The organism is Erwinia sp. TECH1 (genome assembly GCF_054057575.1).
This window is the reverse complement of record NZ_JBSRZK010000001.1, coordinates 2,586,884-2,604,612: the sequence shown is the minus strand read 5'-3', so window position 1 is coordinate 2,604,612 and position 17,729 is coordinate 2,586,884. Positions and strand designations below refer to the sequence as shown.

At 54.0% G+C, this 17,729-nt stretch carries 17 protein-coding genes and 1 tRNA gene; 10 read left to right on the top strand and 8 right to left on the bottom strand.

What is annotated here, in order from left to right; all coding sequences use genetic code 11:
• Positions 1 to 23 precede the first annotated feature (23 nt).
• The 8 genes from ACVWZ0_RS12130 (at position 24) to ACVWZ0_RS12095 (ending at position 7,174) form a co-directional block, all read left to right on the top strand.
• Complete coding sequence (locus ACVWZ0_RS12130) at positions 24 to 932, top strand: LysR family transcriptional regulator (protein WP_253453864.1); 909 nt, start codon at positions 24 to 26, stop codon at positions 930 to 932.
• A gap of 378 nt (positions 933 to 1,310) precedes the next feature.
• Entirely contained in the window at positions 1,311 to 1,475 is a 165-nt protein-coding gene (locus tag ACVWZ0_RS12125; RefSeq protein ID WP_253453866.1) for a con-10 family general stress protein, read from the top strand.
• 391 nt (positions 1,476 to 1,866) lie between these two features.
• Positions 1,867 to 2,574: a DJ-1/PfpI family protein gene (locus ACVWZ0_RS12120; RefSeq protein ID WP_253453868.1), complete on the top strand. Its 708-nt coding sequence runs from the start codon at positions 1,867 to 1,869 to the stop codon at positions 2,572 to 2,574.
• Positions 2,575 to 2,873: 299 nt separating this feature from the next.
• Positions 2,874 to 3,176 carry a hypothetical protein gene (locus ACVWZ0_RS12115; RefSeq protein WP_253453870.1) on the top strand — a complete coding sequence of 101 codons (303 nt, stop codon included), beginning with the start codon at positions 2,874 to 2,876 and terminating at the stop codon, positions 3,174 to 3,176.
• Between the two features lie 962 nt (positions 3,177 to 4,138).
• Positions 4,139 to 4,214 (top strand) — tRNA-OTHER (locus tag ACVWZ0_RS12110).
• A gap of 201 nt (positions 4,215 to 4,415) precedes the next feature.
• The gene (locus ACVWZ0_RS12105; RefSeq protein ID WP_253453872.1) at positions 4,416 to 4,799 is read left to right on the top strand and encodes a hypothetical protein; all 384 of its coding nucleotides are present in this window, start codon (positions 4,416 to 4,418) and stop codon (positions 4,797 to 4,799) included.
• A 132-nt stretch (positions 4,800 to 4,931) separates the two neighbouring features.
• Entirely contained in the window at positions 4,932 to 5,093 is a 162-nt protein-coding gene (locus ACVWZ0_RS12100; RefSeq protein ID WP_301251653.1) for a YnfU family zinc-binding protein, read from the top strand.
• Between the two features lie 434 nt (positions 5,094 to 5,527).
• Positions 5,528 to 7,174: a methyl-accepting chemotaxis protein gene (locus ACVWZ0_RS12095; RefSeq protein ID WP_253453874.1), complete on the top strand. Its 1,647-nt coding sequence runs from the start codon at positions 5,528 to 5,530 to the stop codon at positions 7,172 to 7,174.
• A 125-nt stretch (positions 7,175 to 7,299) separates the two neighbouring features.
• Here the strand turns inward: ACVWZ0_RS12095 and ACVWZ0_RS12090 are convergent, their stop codons facing one another.
• Positions 7,300 to 7,497, bottom strand: a complete 198-nt coding sequence (locus tag ACVWZ0_RS12090; RefSeq protein WP_367399479.1) for a YkvA family protein — start codon at positions 7,495 to 7,497, stop codon at positions 7,300 to 7,302.
• Positions 7,498 to 8,243: 746 nt separating this feature from the next.
• Here ACVWZ0_RS12090 and ACVWZ0_RS12085 point away from each other — a divergent pair.
• Positions 8,244 to 9,143 carry a LysR family transcriptional regulator gene (locus ACVWZ0_RS12085; RefSeq protein ID WP_253453876.1) on the top strand — a complete coding sequence of 300 codons (900 nt, stop codon included), beginning with the start codon at positions 8,244 to 8,246 and terminating at the stop codon, positions 9,141 to 9,143.
• A 12-nt stretch (positions 9,144 to 9,155) separates the two neighbouring features.
• On the opposite strand, the gene ACVWZ0_RS12080 is transcribed toward ACVWZ0_RS12085, so the two are convergent.
• The 6 genes from ACVWZ0_RS12080 to sapA all read right to left on the bottom strand — a co-directional run bounded on the left by ACVWZ0_RS12080 (position 9,156) and on the right by sapA (position 15,742).
• Positions 9,156 to 10,292, bottom strand: coding sequence for a CMD domain-containing protein (locus tag ACVWZ0_RS12080; RefSeq protein ID WP_253453878.1), 1,137 nt, complete (start codon positions 10,290 to 10,292; stop codon positions 9,156 to 9,158).
• Between the two features lie 190 nt (positions 10,293 to 10,482).
• On the bottom strand, positions 10,483 to 11,289 hold the full coding sequence (sapF, locus tag ACVWZ0_RS12075; RefSeq protein ID WP_253453880.1) for a putrescine export ABC transporter ATP-binding protein SapF: 807 nt from the start codon (positions 11,287 to 11,289) through the stop codon (positions 10,483 to 10,485).
• A complete protein-coding gene (gene sapD / locus ACVWZ0_RS12070; RefSeq protein ID WP_253453882.1) occupies positions 11,289 to 12,281 on the bottom strand; it encodes a putrescine export ABC transporter ATP-binding protein SapD in 993 nt (330 codons plus the stop codon). The genes sapF and sapD overlap by 1 nt, the downstream gene beginning before the upstream one ends.
• The gene (sapC, locus tag ACVWZ0_RS12065) at positions 12,281 to 13,171 is read right to left on the bottom strand and encodes a putrescine export ABC transporter permease SapC (RefSeq protein WP_253453884.1); all 891 of its coding nucleotides are present in this window, start codon (positions 13,169 to 13,171) and stop codon (positions 12,281 to 12,283) included. The genes sapD and sapC overlap by 1 nt, the downstream gene beginning before the upstream one ends.
• Positions 13,158 to 14,123: a putrescine export ABC transporter permease SapB gene (gene sapB / locus ACVWZ0_RS12060; RefSeq protein ID WP_125287685.1), complete on the bottom strand. Its 966-nt coding sequence runs from the start codon at positions 14,121 to 14,123 to the stop codon at positions 13,158 to 13,160. The genes sapC and sapB overlap by 14 nt, the downstream gene beginning before the upstream one ends.
• Positions 14,120 to 15,742, bottom strand: coding sequence for an ABC transporter substrate-binding protein SapA (gene sapA / locus ACVWZ0_RS12055; RefSeq protein WP_253453886.1), 1,623 nt, complete (start codon positions 15,740 to 15,742; stop codon positions 14,120 to 14,122). The genes sapB and sapA overlap by 4 nt, the downstream gene beginning before the upstream one ends.
• A gap of 461 nt (positions 15,743 to 16,203) precedes the next feature.
• On the opposite strand from sapA, the gene ACVWZ0_RS12050 reads away from it, so the two are divergent.
• Positions 16,204 to 16,725, top strand: coding sequence for an O-acetyl-ADP-ribose deacetylase (locus ACVWZ0_RS12050; protein WP_253453888.1), 522 nt, complete (start codon positions 16,204 to 16,206; stop codon positions 16,723 to 16,725).
• Between the two features lie 6 nt (positions 16,726 to 16,731).
• Here the strand turns inward: ACVWZ0_RS12050 and pspF are convergent, their stop codons facing one another.
• On the bottom strand, positions 16,732 to 17,724 hold the full coding sequence (pspF, locus tag ACVWZ0_RS12045) for a phage shock protein operon transcriptional activator (protein ID WP_253453890.1): 993 nt from the start codon (positions 17,722 to 17,724) through the stop codon (positions 16,732 to 16,734).
• Between the last annotated feature and the right edge of the window lie 5 nt (positions 17,725 to 17,729).

Here is a 17,729-nt window from a genome sequence, read left to right as displayed (position 1 = left end):
ATCTAAAGGGGAAGCGAAGCGAGATGAAAACGGATATCCGCACAATGGATTTGAATCTGTTGAAAACCCTGGATGCATTGTTGGATGAACGCAGCGTTACGCGTGCGGCAGCCAGGCTGTCGCTTACTCAGCCAGCCGTCAGCGGAATGCTGACGCGGCTGCGCGACTGTTTTGACGATCCGCTGTTCAGCCGAACGCAAAGAGGGATAGTGCCCACGCCACGCGCGCTGGAGCTGGCTGCGCCGGTGAAAAGGATCCTCAGCGAAACGGAAGCGTTATTACAAAGAAAAGTGTTTAACCCGGCCAGCGCAGAGATGACGATCACCGTCGCCGCCACGGATTATGCTTTAAAAGCGGTTATCGTGCCGTTTGTGACCGCGCTGCGTCGACAGGCACCGGGCATTCGCGTGGCTGTGGTGCCGGTTGAGGCCGGCCAGCTCGCAGATCAGCTGGCGCGGGGCGAAATCGATTTCGCCCTGGTCACGCCTGAAACCACGCCGCAGGAGCTGCACACCCGCCACCTTTTTGATGAACGCTATGTCTGCATGATGCGCAAAGATCATCCTGATGCCGGCCCCCGGCCGCTGACGTTGGACCGTTTCTGCCAGCTTGACCAGGTTCTGGTTTCTTTTACCGGGGACAGATTTTCCGGCGTGACCGATCGCGCTTTAGCGGCGTTGGGACGAGAAAGAAGGGTGGTCATGGCGATCAACAGCTTTCTGATGCTGCCGGAAATTTTGCAGCTCAGCGATCTGATTGCGGTAACGCCTTATCGACTGACCGTGGGCGTCGAGAAAATGGCGATACAGGCGCCGCCGCTGGTCATTCCCGGCTTTACCAAAACCCTGGCGTGGCACGACCGTACGCATCGTGACGCCGGGCACCGCTGGCTGCGAGCCTTGTTTACCGCTCTGTTCAGCGATGAGCCGTAATCAGACAGGGACAGACGGCCCTTCTGCCGTCTTGCTATTGCAATGGGTATATTTCATTACAGAGATAAAGGCTTAAGCCTGCTGTGGTTTATTAACTGTTATTTTAAAACATTATTAATAATCCTGAAAGATTATGTCATATTTGTCGCGTCTATATATTTTACTGATTTGGCTGGCTTTTTCAGGGGTGCGTATGAGAAAGCCTGTGGAATATAAAATGAAACAGGCGGCCCGCCATTAAATAAGGGTTTTTTCTTGCAGCCTGACGAGAGGTTGCTATAGTTATTCATGCACGACGTTCACCGGCGTTCGGTAAAAACAGCAGTAGCCGAGCTATATTATCCGGTGAGAAATTGAATACACGAAGAGGAAGCTATTATGACTCAGCATCGTGGAAATTCCGGTAACTTCGCCGAGGATCGTGAAAAAGCATCAGAAGCAGGTAAGAAAGGCGGCCAGAGCAGCAGCGGTTCTTTCAAAAATGACCGTGAAAAGGCCTCCGAAGCCGGTAAAAAAGGTGGGCAGAATAGCCACCGCAGCTAAGTAATATGGGATGACCACAGGTAGTATCGGGCCGTTTAAATTGGCTAAACTATTAGCCGATTGGTTAAGTTGGCCGAAGAAAGTAATTTAAGGTTGTCCCGTAACCGGCTAAAACCCGCATCCCTCTGTTTCAGGGGTGGCGGGTTTTTTTTATGCATTATTATTAATTTCTACAACTTATTCAGAAGTGGGAGCTTCATTTTCGCTTTTGCCGATAATTTTATATCTGCATGGTTCCAGATTTGCCGCTTCGTTTATATCCTTCTTTTGGAACAGGTGGAGAAAATTCAGATCGCGAGAAAGGGCGTGCGCCGTATAAGACGGCTTTTTTACGCTTGCCGCCTGTCTGTGAATATGCGAAAAACGGACTTCATTTTTTCAGGAGAAAAGCATGTCTGCCCAAACCCTTGCCATTGGCCTTTTGCTTTACCCCGATTTAACCCAGCTCGATCTTACCGGCCCTTTTGAAGTTTTTGCCCGTGCGCCTGGCGCGCAGGTGCATCTCATCTGGAAAACGCGGGAACCGGTAGTGTCCGATCGCGGCATGGCGATCCTGCCTTCCACAACCTTTGAGGCTTGCCCAAAACTGGATGTCCTTTGCGTGCCCGGCGGCCCAGGGCAGATCGCGCTGATGGAAGACAACGATACGTTGGCATTTATCCGCCGCAAAAGCGCAGAGGTTAATTTGCTTACCTCCGTTTGTACCGGCTCGCTGGTGTTGGGCGCCGCCGGGCTTTTACAGGGACGCAAAGCGACCTGCCACTGGGGATCGCTGTCGCAGCTGGCGTTACTGGGTGCCGAGCCGGTAGGCGAGCGCGTAGTGCGGGATGGTAATCTTATTACCGGCGCTGGCGTGACTTCCGGCATCGATTTTGCGCTTAGCGTGGTGGCCGCGCTCTACGGCGACGAAATCGCTCAGGCTATCCAGCTGCAGATGGAATACGATCCTGCGCCGCCGTTTGACTGCGGCTCCCCTCGCGTGGCTTCAGCAGAGCAGGTCGCAAGAGCCAGCGCACAGGCGGCGGGATTCATTGCTAAAAGGCTGAAGGCAACGCAAAAAGCGGCATTACGGCTGAGCAATTCTGCCTGCCGGTCGTGACCGGGACCGGCAGGCAGGTGACGGCGTCACTAAAAGACGATGCTGGCTTGATATTTATTACAGCGGTAATTAACACCGGGGCCAATTCTGAATATAAGCCGGGATGTCAATAAATAAGAATAGTCTGCTTTGTCCTTAGGGTATTAATAATAAAGAGCGGCGGCCAGGCATGGCCTGATTCTGAATATAAGCGACAAAAGCATTATCAGGGTGCATTCGTTACCGAAGTATGGAATAACTGGCAACAATTTAGCAGCTAACGCTTTTCTGCCAGGCAAGGCAGGCTTACGGGGAATATAATGCAGACTGAAACCGTTCAAACCGACGAACTGGAAGGCAAAGCCCTGGAATGGGCCGTGCTTAAAGCTATAGGCGGCGCCTGGCCGAAAGGCGCGGCTACGACGTGGGACAAGGCTGGATATCTGATAAGCAATCTGAATATATTCCTGAGCAGCGGCGGCCATAAACAGATGTTTATCGCTTATCTGGACGAAAGAGCGCCCTCCGTGGGCAAAACCTTACCGGAGGCGGTGTACCGCGCCGTGGTTCACGCTTCAATAGGCAGCTGGATATCAGTGCCGGTATCAATTTTAAAGGCTTAGCCGCCGTGAAGGAATAAAGACAAAGGCGGTGAAATTAATGAGCTTTTCTATATTTTACAGTGGCACTAAAAACCTTGTATTCTGAAACCATCTTATCGCACACGGATAGTTAAGGCCTCGTGCCACTGAATACGGTTATTATAATATCTGTCCTCGCTTTAAATTAACTATCTGCTTTCTGGCTCGCTTTCAGTGTAACCTCTCTATAGAAAATATTAGCGCTTTTATCAGCACCTATTAAACCTGAACCGTGCGCGCTTTTGGTAAAAATAGCAGCTATATCATGCTCATCTCTGTGCTGACACGGACAGGTAAGGCGTTATTCAGGATTATTTATATAAAAAAAGCCCGCAGGGAGCCGCGGGCAAAAAAACGAAGTTAACTCTGTTTTGCCTCACCACCCTAAAGTAATACGCAGACCATAAAGTGATCCGAATCACATCCCGGTGGTTAAATTTTGTTCTGAGACGAATCTTATTAAGGGATGTTTACCCTGAAATGCTGCCAATACCGCCGTGCGAGCCAAAGTATGGAGAGAGGTTTAGCAGCATAAGTGCCGCCATCAGGCCACTTTAAACAGCTGTTACCGGCACGGCGGTTGGTCATCTCGCCTGAACCACAGCGCCTGGCCATCGGCTCTTAATTTGCTATTTGCTGAACCATAACTATGCTTAATCAGGTAGTCGCCAATGCGCCGCCCGACCGACGGACTGACCCTTAATCAGTGATGATAAACAGGCGCACCAAATTTCAGGCTCTGCTCAGGCAGGGCCTTTTTTCTGTCTGCGGTGTACTACACTACCAGAACATGCTCCTGCGCGAGGGACGTATCAACCATGCTTCTCCTCAGGGAGACGGGTGAACAAGCTGCGCTAACGATTTTACCGGAACGTAACCGGAATCAGGTTACCGGAACGCAACTGGCATCAGGTTACCGGAACGTAACCGGCATCAGGATTAAACCGCCGTTAGCTCACCTGGAGAGAGCATCAGCCACGGAGCTGAAGGTTTGGGGTTCGAATCCCTGACGGCGGTCCAGTACTTGTTCTGAAGGTCACCCTGGGTGGCCTTTTTTTACGCCTGCGCTTTATTAACCTTTTTATATAAAGGGTATTATAGGGGGATCAGCGTAAGAGATAACGTTTTGAGCGTTGTCTGTCCGTTATTGGAATAAGGTGCGCAAACAACCTGAGCCTCGCCAACGCGGGGCTTTTTTACGTCCGGAAGAAGGAGAACACTATGCTGACCGTTAAAAGTATCATCGGGGGTGTGACGCATATCTGTGAGGTGAACAATATCACTATTGCAAGACGCGGTTCGGAAACCTTCGGCTATGTTCTGACGCTGACCAAAGAGCATCCCAATCCCGATTTTGCTGAGGTAATGCCTGCTATCTATGAAAATGAAGAGAAAAGCAAAGTCTTACAGCAAGAGGCCATTATGATCAGTGAAAGGGATGGCGTACTGGTCGGGGACGCTGTAGCTGTGCTTATCAGCGAGGTGGATAGCGTGAAAATGCCTGGCCTTAAAGAAGCGGATGGAACGCTGTATCAATACATCTATCCGGGAGACAAGGTCTACGTGATGAATTCGCACGGTTCAACTATTGAGACAGTCAAATGATCAAGGTTTCCCCACAGAGAAAGCCAGGCGTTAAAGTGCGGCAGCCTAATCCAGATCGAAAATGCAGGTTAGTTGAGTAAAATTTGCGCAGGGATGGTATAATCAGGCTCACTTCTCACAAGGCCAAATACCATGTCCTTTTTCGCTCAGATGATGGATCGTATCGCCAGAATAAACGCTGACGCCAAATGCCCTATATGCGGAAAAAGCTCTAAGCATTCAGTTGCAAAAATTTCTCGAGAGCAGGCATTGCTCTGCCCACATTGCAAATCCCTTTTTGTTATTCACGGTTAAATAGTGCTGAAAAGCTAAGCCGCCTCCGGGCGGTTTTTATCGGCGTGTTTAATACTGACCGCGCCAGGAATGGCTGTTACGGCGCCAGAAACAGGGGCGTCCAGATGATTTATCCTTAAAACATGAAACATAACTTGCTAAATTAATTAACACATACAGTGAGTTTTGGCTTACAGGCTGAAGATTAAAAGGGCCGGGTGACCAAAACGATAAAAAGCCGATAGCACAATACGGATCCTTTGCACGTCAGTATTACGTGAACAAATGTAACTTAAGTAATAAAATCAATATTAATAATAGGTTGTATTGCCCTGCACGAAAAAAAATTTAAACTTGATACAAGGGCTAATTTTTTTCAATGGCATACCGATAACCCTACCCTGGGGACAAAAGGTCTTCTTAGGGCTTATTAAATTATCAGGTTTGAGGTAGGTATGAATATTACGCAGCGTTTGTTCCTGACGTTTACCCTGTTGGCGCTGGCTTTATGCACGCTGGCAGCGGTATCGTTCTCAATTATATCGGGTTTTCAATCCCGCTTCGAATATGTGCAGAATAATGCTATCCCCAGCATTAAGGATCTTAACAAATCCATTAGCGCTTCCAGCGCTTTGGGCTTGGCCTTATACAAGCACCAGGCGCTTACCGATGATACAAAGCTGCCTGCCGCTGAACGCCATATCGACGACACGCTGGATGAATTGAAAAAGCTGACTGATTACTACATGGCTAATGATATCTCCAGTGCTGAAGATCGTAGTATGACAGAGCAGATCTACCGTGACATCGACGCAGTACGGGCTGACTTACCGGCGTTCCTTAACGCTTCCCGCGCGCAAAATGAGAGCGTAACGCTGGCCTTGCTTCAGGGTGAATCAGGTATAGGTGCTGCAGGTAGAAAATTAGCATCAGATTTGAATAAGCAGATTGAACTTAATATCCAGATTGGCAATGAGCTAAAAAAAATCAATAAAGAAATCTATTCAAAAACAATCTGGATGATGTCAACTGCGGTTCTTTTGGTGATTGTGCTGCTCAGCTTTTTTGCCATAAAAACCATTCTGAATATCAGAAGAAGCCTTCTGAATATAGAAGAGACAATGCTGGAAGTCAGCAACACGTTAGACCTTACTCGCCAGGCTGACGACAGCCACGCTGATGAAATAGGAAAAACCGCTTCAGCGTTTAATAAATTACTGACTAAGTTTTCAGAGACGTTAACGGCTGTTAATAGCGCATCGTTATCCGTAAGCTCAGGATCTTCACAAATTGCCGCAGGTAATGAAGATTTGTCTTCTCGTACCGAGCAGCAGGCGGCTTCGCTTGAAGAGACCTCTTCGAGTATGGCTGCACTGAGTGAAACGGTAAAAAATAACTCCTTCAGTGCCAGCGAGGCGAGCACGCTGGCCGATAGCGCTAATAAGCTGTCGACAGAAAACGGTCAGTCCGTGAGGAATATGTTGAATACGATGGAAGATATCCGCACCAGCTCCGGAAAAATTTCCGAAATAACGGGGCTGATCGAGGGGATTTCATTCCAGACCAATATTCTGGCGCTGAACGCTGCCGTTGAGGCGGCAAGAGCTGGCGAGCATGGCAGAGGCTTTGCAGTGGTGGCAAGCGAAGTGCGTAATCTTGCGCAGCGTTCTTCCTCTGCGGCAAAAGAGATTAAAGATCTGATCAACGCCTCCGTTATGCACGTCGAAAGCGGGGCGTTGCAGGCAGCCAGCGTGGGTGAAAACTCAGCAAAAGTAACCAGCTCAATCAACCAGGTCGCGACTATTGTCAATGAGATTGCTACTTCGGCAGCGGAACAAAGCCGCGGTATTGAGCAGGTTCATTTGGCTATCGGGCAGATGGACGAAGTGACGCAACAAAATGCTGCGCTGGTCGAGGAAGCCTCGTCCGCGTCCAGATCGCTACAGGATCAGGCGGAGACGCTCAGCCAACTGGTGTCTGCCTTTAAGTTAACTTCAGATACGCGGATGTACAAAAAAACCGAGACCTTTGTTAAGCCATCCGTGAGCCGTACGCCCGCGAAGGCGGCCGCTGTATCAGCCGGGGATTGGGAAAGTTTTTAATGTGGTTCGCCCCCAGTAATGGGGGCTTTGGCGTTAAAGTCATTTTCCACGCTCTTGATCCACAGCCAATGCAGCGCCGATAGCCCTTTCGGGCGTGCTCGTTGGGCTGATATCGTCACCAGTCATCAGCAATAACGTTTAGTCGAACCAGTCTGCCATTTTTTCTGTAGCCTGGTTTTTACATCTTCGTTGATATACATCGACACAGCAGCCAGCGCCCCAGCCGGGACACCAGGGTCATCCGTAAAGTCAACAACGGGCAAAGCATCAGGGACGGCATCAATCGGCAAAACGAAATAAGCAAGCGCAGCGTAAATCGTCATTTTGCCCAAATTGGCGTGTCTGGTCTCTGCGCAGAAAAATAGAACCAAAGCGCTTTTTCAATGACTTCATGCCCCGCTTTTTTAACGTACTTAACAATTTTTACCAAAAGCCGTCATCGTTAAAATCTTTAGCGGTGGTGAACTTGTTTTCCATCTCTTTCTCCTGAAATTAAACCCTGTTGTTCATCGGCATATCTCTTCAGGGCTTTATCTCTTTGTGAGCGGCCCGGTATTTATGTACGGATTCTGTCGTAAAACTAAAGCTACCGTTAACCATTTCAGTAAAGAGATGCCGGGCAACTTTATTACGCACCAAAAAAATGCCGCAATTGTCGGGCTGCAATAATAAAAATCCATTATTAACGAGCTATCTGGCCTGAAGGTAAAAAAAGCCTGTAAGGGATGCAGGCAAATAATCAGAGCCGGTTGACCCGGCACACTAAATTAATCCCAATGTTATAAAATGGCTGGAGGCACGTACCTGAGCCTGAAATTTGTTCCGACGGAATTTTATCAGGGAAACTTGCATACAAATGCTTTTGCTGAATGAGCGCGGACAACAGCCATTATTGACGTTCAGCAGCACGACATTAGCCTTTAGGGCTCTTTAAATTGACATCTCAGGCGCGCTGGCTGAAGATCTTCTTTAGTCAGCAATGCCTGTCGACCGGGCTGATTTTGCGCCCGGATGCCTGCTTACCAGTCAATAAAGCCTGTCTGACATAACCTTCTGAAAAATAAGAAAAATGGATATAAAACAACTTATTTACCTGTGTAACCTTGAGCGCGAGCGCCATTTTGGCCGTGCGGCGGAGGCGAGCTTCGTCAGCCAGCCGACGCTGTCGATGCGTCTGAAAAACCTGGAGCGCGAGCTGGGGCTATCGCTGATCAACCGCAGCAATAACTTCGACGGCTTTACGCCAGAAGGCGAAAGGGTGCTGACGTGGGCGCGGGAAATCGTCTCCGTCTATCAGGGCCTCAAGCTGGAAGTCGAATCGTTAAAACATGGCGTTGCGGGCACGCTACGTATTGGCGTGGTGCCGCAGTGCAGCATCTCGCTGCCGCTGGTGCTGAAAGGCATCCAGGAACGTTATCCGCAGCTTAACTATCGCGTCTCGGTGCTCAGCGCCGATCAGCTGCTTGACGCATTGAACAGCTATACGGTGGACGTCGGCATTGGCTTTTTTGAGCTGGTCACGCTGCGCGAGCTGCATTTCCAGGCCGAACCGCTGGCAGACAACGGCGTGGAAGTGGTTTTCCATCCCGAACATTTTCCGCAGCTGGTGGGCGAAGCGCCGCTGAGCCTGAACGAACTAAAAGAGATCCCGCTGTGTCTGGCGGAGCAGACGCGCTATTTCCGACGCTATCTGGATACCCACTTTCGGGAAGCCGATATCCATCTGCGGGTGATACTGGAAACCACCTCCGTGTTTCAACTGGCGCAGGGCGTTCAGGTAGGGCTGGGCTGCCTGATTTCGCCTCGCGGCCATCTGCTGCCGGCCATGACGCCGGAATTGCAGTCGCGCCCGCTGGCCATTGCGCCGATGAGCCGCCAGGCCGCAGTGGTTATTGCCGAGCCGGGCAGAGCGACGCCGCTGTCCCAGCACTTTTTTGACGAGGTACGCCGCTGGCTTAGCGAACGTTAGCCGCGACGAACGCTAACTCCCCAGCGACTGCATCAGCCGGTTATTCCAGCCTGCCAGCGCCGTACTGAAAATCACGTTCATCATTCTCTGCAGCGAAAAACCCGCCTCTTTCAGCGGCTGTAAATGCGCGGCGCTGAAGCGCTCCGGCGAGCGGGTCAGCTGCGCGGCGGTCTGTATCACTGCCCGATCGACGGCGCTGGCGCTTCCGATCGCGTCATCAACGCCTGTTTTTAACGCGCTACGCAGCGCTTCCGGCGCGTACCGGTTAAAGCAGGCTGCACTGCCGTTGATCCGTGCGGCTACAGCGGCGGCAAGCTGGCCTTCCGGCGTCGTCGTTTGCTCTTCCAGTACCTTAATCAGCTGACCCCAGCCGTACAGGGCATCCCCGTCGTGCGCCAGCAGCCAGGCGCTGCGGCTTAATGCCTGCTGCGGCTGGCAGAAGGTCAGCGCTTCCAGCTGGCTGTGCGTGGCGTAACGCAGCTCAACGGGCGTCAGCCGGGGCTGCCAGCTATGCTGGTCGGTAAAGCCGCATTCGTCCGCATCTGGCGGAACGGTTACGCCAGGGATCCAGCGAACCGGCAGGGCGAGCAGGGCATGCACGCCAGCCGCCACTCGCGCCTGATAACAGACAAAACCGATAATCTGGCTAAAGGTGATGATATCCGGCGCGGTCAGGCCTGCCTCATCCAGCCGCTGCAATGCTGCCTCGTCAATCAGCGTCGGCTGCATCGCCAGCTGGCGGGCATATTCGGTAATTTGCGTCAGGCGACGGTTGCTCTCACGTGAAGAGTCCGGCCCGCTTAGCGGGTTGAGGCGTGCGGCGTAATGGTTACACAGGCGCTGAACGCCGGTAACCTGCGCCACGGTAAGTGCGGTGCTGAGACGATCGTATAACGTCAGTGTATGCGTCAGCGAGGCGGTCAGCGACGAAGGAAACAGCAGCGAGTAGAGATCCCTGGAAGCCAGCAGCGCCGGCTGCGCTTCCTGTAGCGTCTGCCGCAGCCCGCCTTCACAAAGCGCGGCCAGTCCCAGCAAAAAACGGTCTTCAATATCAGCGGCCTCGGGCACCAGAGGCTCTGCCCGGCTGGCGAGCGTGGCCTGAGTTTCGTGATACCAGTGGCTATGGCTTTTAAGCCGACGCTGTTCCATAGTCATTCCTTTTCAAGTTGGCTGGCCCTGAGTACGGACCGGAGGGCAAGCCTATCCTCGCGCAAGCGGAATAACCGGCAAAGACCGATCGGTGCTAATAAATAGCGGAAAAGCATAATGGTGAAAGAAGCAGCGGAACCGGCTGGAAATTCGCCCATTCCTGGCAGAACGGGCGTTTAAAAGAGCCGGACTAACGATCTTTACGCCAGGCGTCCGCCGTCAGCGCTTCGCCAAAGTGGCTGGTAATCAGTCTTTTCGTCAGATCGTGTAGCGGGCAGGCGAGGACATCTGCGGTGCTGCCGCGCTCTACTACTTCGCCGTGATGCATGACGATTACCTGATCGCTGATATGCTTCATCATGCCCAGATGCTGCGTCACATAGATATAGGCGATGCCGTGCTTGTCCTGTAGCTCCAGCATCAGATTCACCAGCTGCGAGCGCATAGACATATCCAGTGAGGCCAGCGCCTCGTCGGCGACAATGACCTTAGGTTGCAGGATCAACGCGCGGGCAAGACCGACGCGCTGCTTCTGTCCTGGCGCCAGCATATGAGGATAATAAGCAGCGTGATCGCGCAGTAAACCGACCTGGCGCAGGGTGGCGATAATGCGCTTTTCCCGCGCTTCGGCGGTCAGATCGGTATTCAGACGCAGCGGGAAATCCAGGATCTGGCCGATGCGCTGGCGTGGATTCAGCGAAGTGGACGGATCCTGAAAGATCATACGGATACGCTGGCTGCGGTAGCCGTAATCGCCATATTGCAGCGGCCGATCGTCAATCAGGATTTCGCCCGCGCTCGGCTCAATCATGCCGCTGAGCATTTTCGCCAGCGTCGACTTGCCGGAGCCGTTTTCGCCGATGATCGCCAGCGTCTGTCTTTCGCGTAGCGTAAAGCTGACCTCTTTGACCGCCTCAACATGCTGACGCCGAAACAGGCCGGTTCGGTAACGGTAGGTTTTACTGAGGTTGCGTACCTCCAGCAGCGTTTCAACCATTACTGACTCTCCATATTCAGCGGGAAATGACAGGCGAACAGGTGCGATTTTCCGCCCGCCAGGCGGGGCGTTTCGATACATTTTTTCTGCGCATAAGGGCAGCGCGGCCCCAGACGGCAGCCAATGGGCAGGTGCTCCAGCGAAGGGATCGCGCCGGGCAGGGTGTTCAGACGACTCTTATGCGGCAGCGAGCGCCCAAAATCCGGCATCGCCCTGATTAGCGCCTGCGTATAAGGATGGTGCGGCTGCACGATCAAATCTTCGCTGGTGGCGGTTTCCACCGTCTGGCCGCAGTACATCACGTTGATGCGGTTCGCCCAGTGGCTCAGCATCTGCAAATCGTGGCTGATCAGCAAAATCGTGGTGTTGTTGTTCTGATTAAGCCGGGAAAGCAGACGGAAAATCTGCGCCTGCGTCGTCGGCTCCATTGCGTTAGTGGGTTCATCGGCAATCAGCAGGCGCGGCTGGTTGGCCAGCGCAATGGCGATCATCACTTTCTGGCATTCGCCTTCGGTCAACTCATAGGGAAAACTGCGCATAATATCTTTATGATCTTTGATGCCCACGCGGTGCAGCAGCTCGATAGCGCGACGATGCCGCCAGCCGAAACGCTGGTACCAGCGGCCTTTCCACGTCCAGCGGGGAATAGCCTGTTTTAGCTGTTTACCCACGCTTTCAGAAGGATCCAGGCAGGACTGCGGCTCCTGAAAAATCATCGACACGTTATGGCCAACAAGTTTACGCCTTTCGCGCGGCGACAGCTTAAGCAGGTCGATATCGTCAAAGCGCATACGGTCGGCAGTAACCCGCCAGTTATCTTTGGTCACGCCGCAGATCGCTTTGGCGATCAGGCTTTTGCCCGAGCCGGATTCGCCCACCAGGCCGCGAACTTCCCCTTCGGTCAGCGTAATACTGACGCGATCGACCGCCTTGACCGGGCCATCGGCGGTCATAAACTCAATGGTCAGATTACGAATATCGAGCAGCGGCATTATTCAACTCCCGCAACGATGGCGCGACGAATACCGTCGCCCAGCAAATTGACAATCAGCACGCTGAGCATTATCGCCGCGCCGGGCAGCATCACCGTCCAGGGTGCGACGTAAATCAGCTCCAGCGCATCACCAAGCATGGCTCCCCATTCGGGAGAAGGCAACTGCGCGCCCAGATCCAGAAAGCCCAGCGCGGCAATATCCAGGATAGCCATCGACAGCGCGCGGGTAAATTCCGAAACCAGCAGCGCCAGGATATTGGGGAAAATCGCATAGCGAAGAATATTCATGCTGGAAGCACCATCCAGACGGGCGGCGGTGACATACTCTTTTTCCAGTTCGTCGTGCACGGCGGTATAGACCGAGCGCACCAGACGAGGAATTATCGCCAGGAATACTGCCAGCCAGGCATGGCTTAAACCTGGGCCAAAAAACGCCACCACGATGATCGCCAGCAGCAGCGAAGGAATGGAAAGAAAGGTATCCAGAATGTGGTTCATCACCGCCGAACGCAATCCTCTGGTCAGCCCGGCAAAAACGCCCAGCACCATGGCGCAAAGCGAGGCCAGTACGGTAATGGCTATAGCCGATCCTACCGTTGGCGCCGCACCGCTCAGCAGGCGGCTCAGCAGATCGCGGCCCAAATCGTCCGTGCCGAGAAAAAATGAAACATCGCCGTAGCGCGACCACGAGGGCGGCAGCAGCTGATAACCTAAAAACTGCTGCGCCAGCCCGTAAGGCGCAAGCAGGCGGCCAAACAGGCACAGCAGCAGCAGCGCGATAAACAGGTAGAAGCCGACCATCGCGGTGGTGTCATGATAAAACAGCCGCCACGTGGTGCGGAAAGTGCTGGGCAGCCGTTTTTCGGCGTAAATATTATCGGAGGGCATACCATTCCTTATGCTTCAGCGGCGTTGTCAGCGCGCCCAGAATATCGGCCAGCACGTTCACAGTAATCACCAGGCCGCCAACCATCATTACGCCTGCGGAGATCGCCGCGTAGTCCTGCTGCCTGATGGCGTCCACCAGCCAGCGTCCCAGACCTGGCCAGCTGAACACCACTTCAGTGATCATTGCCAACGTCAGCATGGTAGAGAATTGTAGTCCCAGGCGAGGCACAACCGGCGGCAGCGCATTATGCAGCACGTGACGGCGGATAATGGTCAGTCGTGAAAGACCGCGAGTGGCGGCGGCTTTAATATAGTTTTGCTCCATCACTTCGCGCGTGCTGATACGCAGCAGACGCACCACTTCCGTAGTAGGCGCCACGGCCAGCGCCGTCACCGGCAATATCAGGTGCAGCAGCACGCTTTTCAACATCTCGTGCCGCCAGGGCGAATCGCTCAGCCAGGCGTCAATCAGCGCAAAACCGGTGATGTTTTTCATGGGATAAAGCAGATCGACGCGGCCAGAAACAGGCAGCCAGCCCAGATCCAGCGAGAAAAACAGCGTCAGCAGCAGCGCCAGCCAGAACACGGGCATTGAAAAGCCCAGCAGCGCCAGCGCGCTGATCGCTTTATCCTGCCAGCGGTTGCGCATCACGCCGGCGGCAATGCCGAACGGGATGCCAACGGCCATCGCCAGCACGAAAGCAAGAATGCACAGCTCAAGCGTAGCGGGGAAGACTTCTAACAGCTGCAGGGAAACCGGCTCGCCGTTAATGCTGGATACGCCGAAGTCAAACTGCATCAGCCCCTGATACCAGAACAGTATTGCATCACTAAACGAAGCGCCCTGTAGCGGCGCGTGGGGCGTAAAGTAACTCAGGCTGAAACCGACCACCGTCAGCAGAAACAGCGTCACCAGCCACAGCACCAGCCTTCTCAGCGTATAGATAATCATGGCTTCGTCCTTGGGTCGCGATAAACGCCGGCAAAAGAGGCATTGCCGAACGGGCTGAGCACCAGGCCGTGAATATCATGGCGATAGGCCTGAAGCCGCAGCGAGTAGGCCAGCGGCAGCACCGGCAGCGACTGCGCCAGCATAGCCTGCGCCTTGCCGTAGTACTCGATGCGCGACGCCAGCTGTTGCGAGAGCAGTGCTTTTTGTAGCGTCTCGTCAAAAGCGGCGTCACACCAGTGCGCAAAATTGGTCTGCGAGCCGATAGCGGCGCAGCTTAACAGCGGGCGGAAAAAGCTGTCGGGATCGTTACTGTCGGTAGCCCAGCCCGTTAGCGTCAGATCGTGATTCATCTCCATCAGGCGCGCTTCCTGAAAGCGTCCCTCGACGGGCACAATTTTTACCGTAACGCCAACCTGCGCCAGATCGGCCTGGATCAGCTCGGCGGTTTTCAACGGGCTGGGGTTCCAGGCCTGCGAGGTGGCCGGTACCCACAGCGTCAGCTGGAGATCTTCCACGCCCAGCGCCTTGAGCATCTCACGTGATTTTTGCGGATTGTATTCGGTGACGCGCGCGTTGTTATCATAAGCCCAGGAAGCACGTGGCAAAATAGAAGCCGCCGTTTCCGCCGTGCCGTAGTAAACGGACTCCATCAGCCGCTCATTATTAATTGCCAGCGCCAGCGCCTGACGCACCTCGGCGCGATCCAGCGGCGCTTTGCGCGTGTTAAACGCCAGATAGGCGATATTCATACCGGGCCGCAGCGTCAGCCGCAGGCGCGGATCGTCGCGCAGCACTGAAATCTGGCTGGCGGCAGGATAGGCCAGCACGTCGCATTCGCCGGTCAGGAGTTTGGAAAGGCGTCCGGTGCCGCCCGCGCCCATATCAATCACCACCATCGGCATGCGCGGCATGCCTTTCCAGTAATTAGTATGGCGGGCGAGGCGGATATACTGGCCGGTGCGGTATTCGCTAAGCTTAAACGGCCCGGTGCCGACAGGCTGGCGATCCAGCTGCTCCTGCCGATCGACTTTACTCAACTGCGCGGCATATTCCGCCGAAAGCACCGGCGCATAGTGGGTCGCCAGGTGCCACAAAAAGGAAGCGTCCGGTGCGTTCAGCCGGATCTCGACCGTGTCGCTGCTCAGCTTTTTCACGCTGGCGACGCTGTCGGCGAACTGCAGGCTGTCGAAATAGGGATAACTGCCGCCGTTAACGCCATGCCAGGCGGATTTGCGGTCGAAAATACGCTGAAAGCTGAACACCACGTCGTCCGCGTTCATAGGTCGGCCAGGGGTGAACCATGCCGTTTTCTGAAAAGGCACGTTGTGCCGCAGATGAAAGCGGTAGGTCGCGCCGTTATCCAGCGTCTCCCAGCTTGCCGCCAGTTCCGGGATCAGACGATAGGTGTAGGGGTCGACATCCAGCAGGCGATCGTAAAGCTGCGCAGCCAGCGTATCAACCACCAGCCCGCCGCTGACCAGCTGCGGATTAAAGGTGGTCGCCGCGCCGTTCACGCAATAGACAAAACCGCTCTGACGGATGTCTTCCGGCGGAGCGGCGGCAACCATAGCGCTGAACAGGCTAAGGCCGACAAGAAAAGTGCAGAGTAGTTTGCGCATAGGTCATCTGAAATATCAGGCAATTCTCACAGTGTACCGCACTCTTGGTGCTCCCCCAAAGTTTGCGGGGACAACTGACGTTTTTTCATACGCGGGCCGTTGTGTGCTTTGGGGTTGATGCTCCTTTGTTATTGATAAAAGGTCGCGAAGCGTTGGTCAAAAACGTCAGGCGTTTTCTGGCAGCGAGCAAGGTCAGGTTGGCGAAATACGCCCGATCTTAGTGTGGTAATGAGAATTATTCTCAATAAATACTTTACAGCTATGTATGAGAATGATTATTATTCTTCTGCGCTTCAACGGTGGCTCTACCGGAGAAGGGCACGACATTGCTCACATTGCTTCCAGTATTTTTAGCCCGCCCTGCGCGGGCTTTTTTTTGCGCATTTTGCGGCGGTCTACGATCGTGCCGCGGTGAAAGAGAGGCCACGGCCGACTATACTGGTAGCTAAAAGGAGGCGCTTATGTCTGATAAAATCAAATTATTACAGGGTGATATTACGCAAATCCCCGTAGAGGCGATGGTCAACGCGGCTAACTCGTCGCTGCTGGGCGGCGGCGGCGTGGATGGCGCGATACATCGCGCCGGGGGAAAATCGATTCTGGAAGAGTGCAGGGCGATCCGCGCGCGACAGGGCGGCTGTAAAGAAGGCGATGCCGTAATAACGGGAGCGGGCAACCTGCCTGCCCGTTACGTTATCCATACCGTAGGGCCGGTGTGGAACGGCGGGCAAAACGGCGAGCCTGACCTGTTACGTAGCGCTTATCACCGCTGCTTCGACCTGATTGACGAGCATAAAATTAAATCCGTTTCATTTCCTAATATCAGCACCGGCATCTATCGTTTCCCCAAAACGCTGGCGGCAGAAATTGCCTTTGAAGCGATCTCCGCCAGGCTGCACGAGGCGGTAGAACAGGTCAATATCGTCTGCTTTGAGCAGGAGAGTTACGCTATCTGGCACAATTTGCTCCAGCAGCGCGGCTAAAATGGCCTATACCTCGCCGTCTTCAGCGCCGATTTCCACGTTGTGCTTTTTCATCATTGCGCGCAGCTGATGATAGGTAACGCCCAGCAAATCCGCCGCGCGGCGCTGGTTGTAGAGCGCCTGCTTTAAACTCTTTTGCAGCAGATCCCTTTCCTGCTGATGCTGCCAGCGGCGGAGATCCAGCGGCAGCGCGGGCAGCCGCTCTGCCGCTGGCGCTGTGGGGGCGGCGTACAGGCGCTGAAAAGGATTGATAATAATGGTATCCAGCTCCTGATCCGTTTCGCTGTGACGATAGACTGACCTTTCCACCACGTTTTTTAGTTCCCGCACGTTACCCGGCCAGCCATAGTCCAGCAGAGCCTGCCGCGCCCCCGGCGAGAAGCCGGGGAAGAAAGCCAGGCCCAGCTCCCGACACATCTGAATAGCAAAATGCTCCGCCATCACCAGGATATCGCTACGACGCTCGCGCAGCGGCGGCAGCTGCACCACGTCAAAAGCAAGCCTGTCCAGCAGATCGGCACGGAATTTTCCCTCTTCGGCCAGCTGCGGCAAATCGGCGTTGGTGGCGCAGACCAGCCGCACGCTGACCTGCAAAGGCTGACTGCCGCCGACGCGTTCCAGCTGCCCATATTCAATCACCCGCAGCAGTTTCTCCTGTACCAGCATCGGCGCCGTCGCCAGCTCGTCCAGAAACAGCGTACCGCCGTCGGCGCGCTCGAACCGACCCAGATGACGCTTCTGCGCGCCGGTAAACGCGCCGGCTTCGTGGCCGAAAAGCTCGGAATCCAGCAGATTCTCGTTCAGCGCCGCACAGTTTAATGAAATAAAAGGGCCCTGCCAGCGCTCGGAAAGATAGTGCAGCCGGCTGGCGATCAGCTCTTTGCCGGTACCGCGCTCGCCGATAACCAGCACCGGCTTATTCAGCGGTGCCAGACGTGAAACCTGCTCCAGCACCTCCAGAAAGTTATTCGACTCGCCAAGCAGGGTTTCTTTTTCCATTTTTT

Coding starts and splice junctions, on each gene's coding strand:
- ACVWZ0_RS12105 (WP_253453872.1), top strand. CDS start 4,416: ATGCTGACCGTTAAAAGTATCATCGGGGGTGTGACGCATATCTGTGAG.
- ACVWZ0_RS12100 (WP_301251653.1), top strand. CDS start 4,932: ATGTCCTTTTTCGCTCAGATGATGGATCGTATCGCCAGAATAAACGCT.
- ACVWZ0_RS12095 (WP_253453874.1), top strand. CDS start 5,528: ATGAATATTACGCAGCGTTTGTTCCTGACGTTTACCCTGTTGGCGCTG.
- ACVWZ0_RS12050 (WP_253453888.1), top strand. CDS start 16,204: ATGTCTGATAAAATCAAATTATTACAGGGTGATATTACGCAAATCCCC.
- ACVWZ0_RS12090 (WP_367399479.1), bottom strand. CDS start 7,497: ATGACGATTTACGCTGCGCTTGCTTATTTCGTTTTGCCGATTGATGCC.
- sapC (WP_253453884.1), bottom strand. CDS start 13,171: ATGCCCTCCGATAATATTTACGCCGAAAAACGGCTGCCCAGCACTTTC.
- sapB (WP_125287685.1), bottom strand. CDS start 14,123: ATGATTATCTATACGCTGAGAAGGCTGGTGCTGTGGCTGGTGACGCTG.
- ACVWZ0_RS12120 (WP_253453868.1), top strand. CDS start 1,867: ATGTCTGCCCAAACCCTTGCCATTGGCCTTTTGCTTTACCCCGATTTA.
- sapF (WP_253453880.1), bottom strand. CDS start 11,289: ATGGTTGAAACGCTGCTGGAGGTACGCAACCTCAGTAAAACCTACCGT.
- ACVWZ0_RS12130 (WP_253453864.1), top strand. CDS start 24: ATGAAAACGGATATCCGCACAATGGATTTGAATCTGTTGAAAACCCTG.
- ACVWZ0_RS12080 (WP_253453878.1), bottom strand. CDS start 10,292: ATGGAACAGCGTCGGCTTAAAAGCCATAGCCACTGGTATCACGAAACT.
- ACVWZ0_RS12115 (WP_253453870.1), top strand. CDS start 2,874: ATGCAGACTGAAACCGTTCAAACCGACGAACTGGAAGGCAAAGCCCTG.
- ACVWZ0_RS12085 (WP_253453876.1), top strand. CDS start 8,244: ATGGATATAAAACAACTTATTTACCTGTGTAACCTTGAGCGCGAGCGC.
- sapD (WP_253453882.1), bottom strand. CDS start 12,281: ATGCCGCTGCTCGATATTCGTAATCTGACCATTGAGTTTATGACCGCC.
- sapA (WP_253453886.1), bottom strand. CDS start 15,742: ATGCGCAAACTACTCTGCACTTTTCTTGTCGGCCTTAGCCTGTTCAGC.
- pspF (WP_253453890.1), bottom strand. CDS start 17,724: ATGGAAAAAGAAACCCTGCTTGGCGAGTCGAATAACTTTCTGGAGGTG.
- ACVWZ0_RS12125 (WP_253453866.1), top strand. CDS start 1,311: ATGACTCAGCATCGTGGAAATTCCGGTAACTTCGCCGAGGATCGTGAA.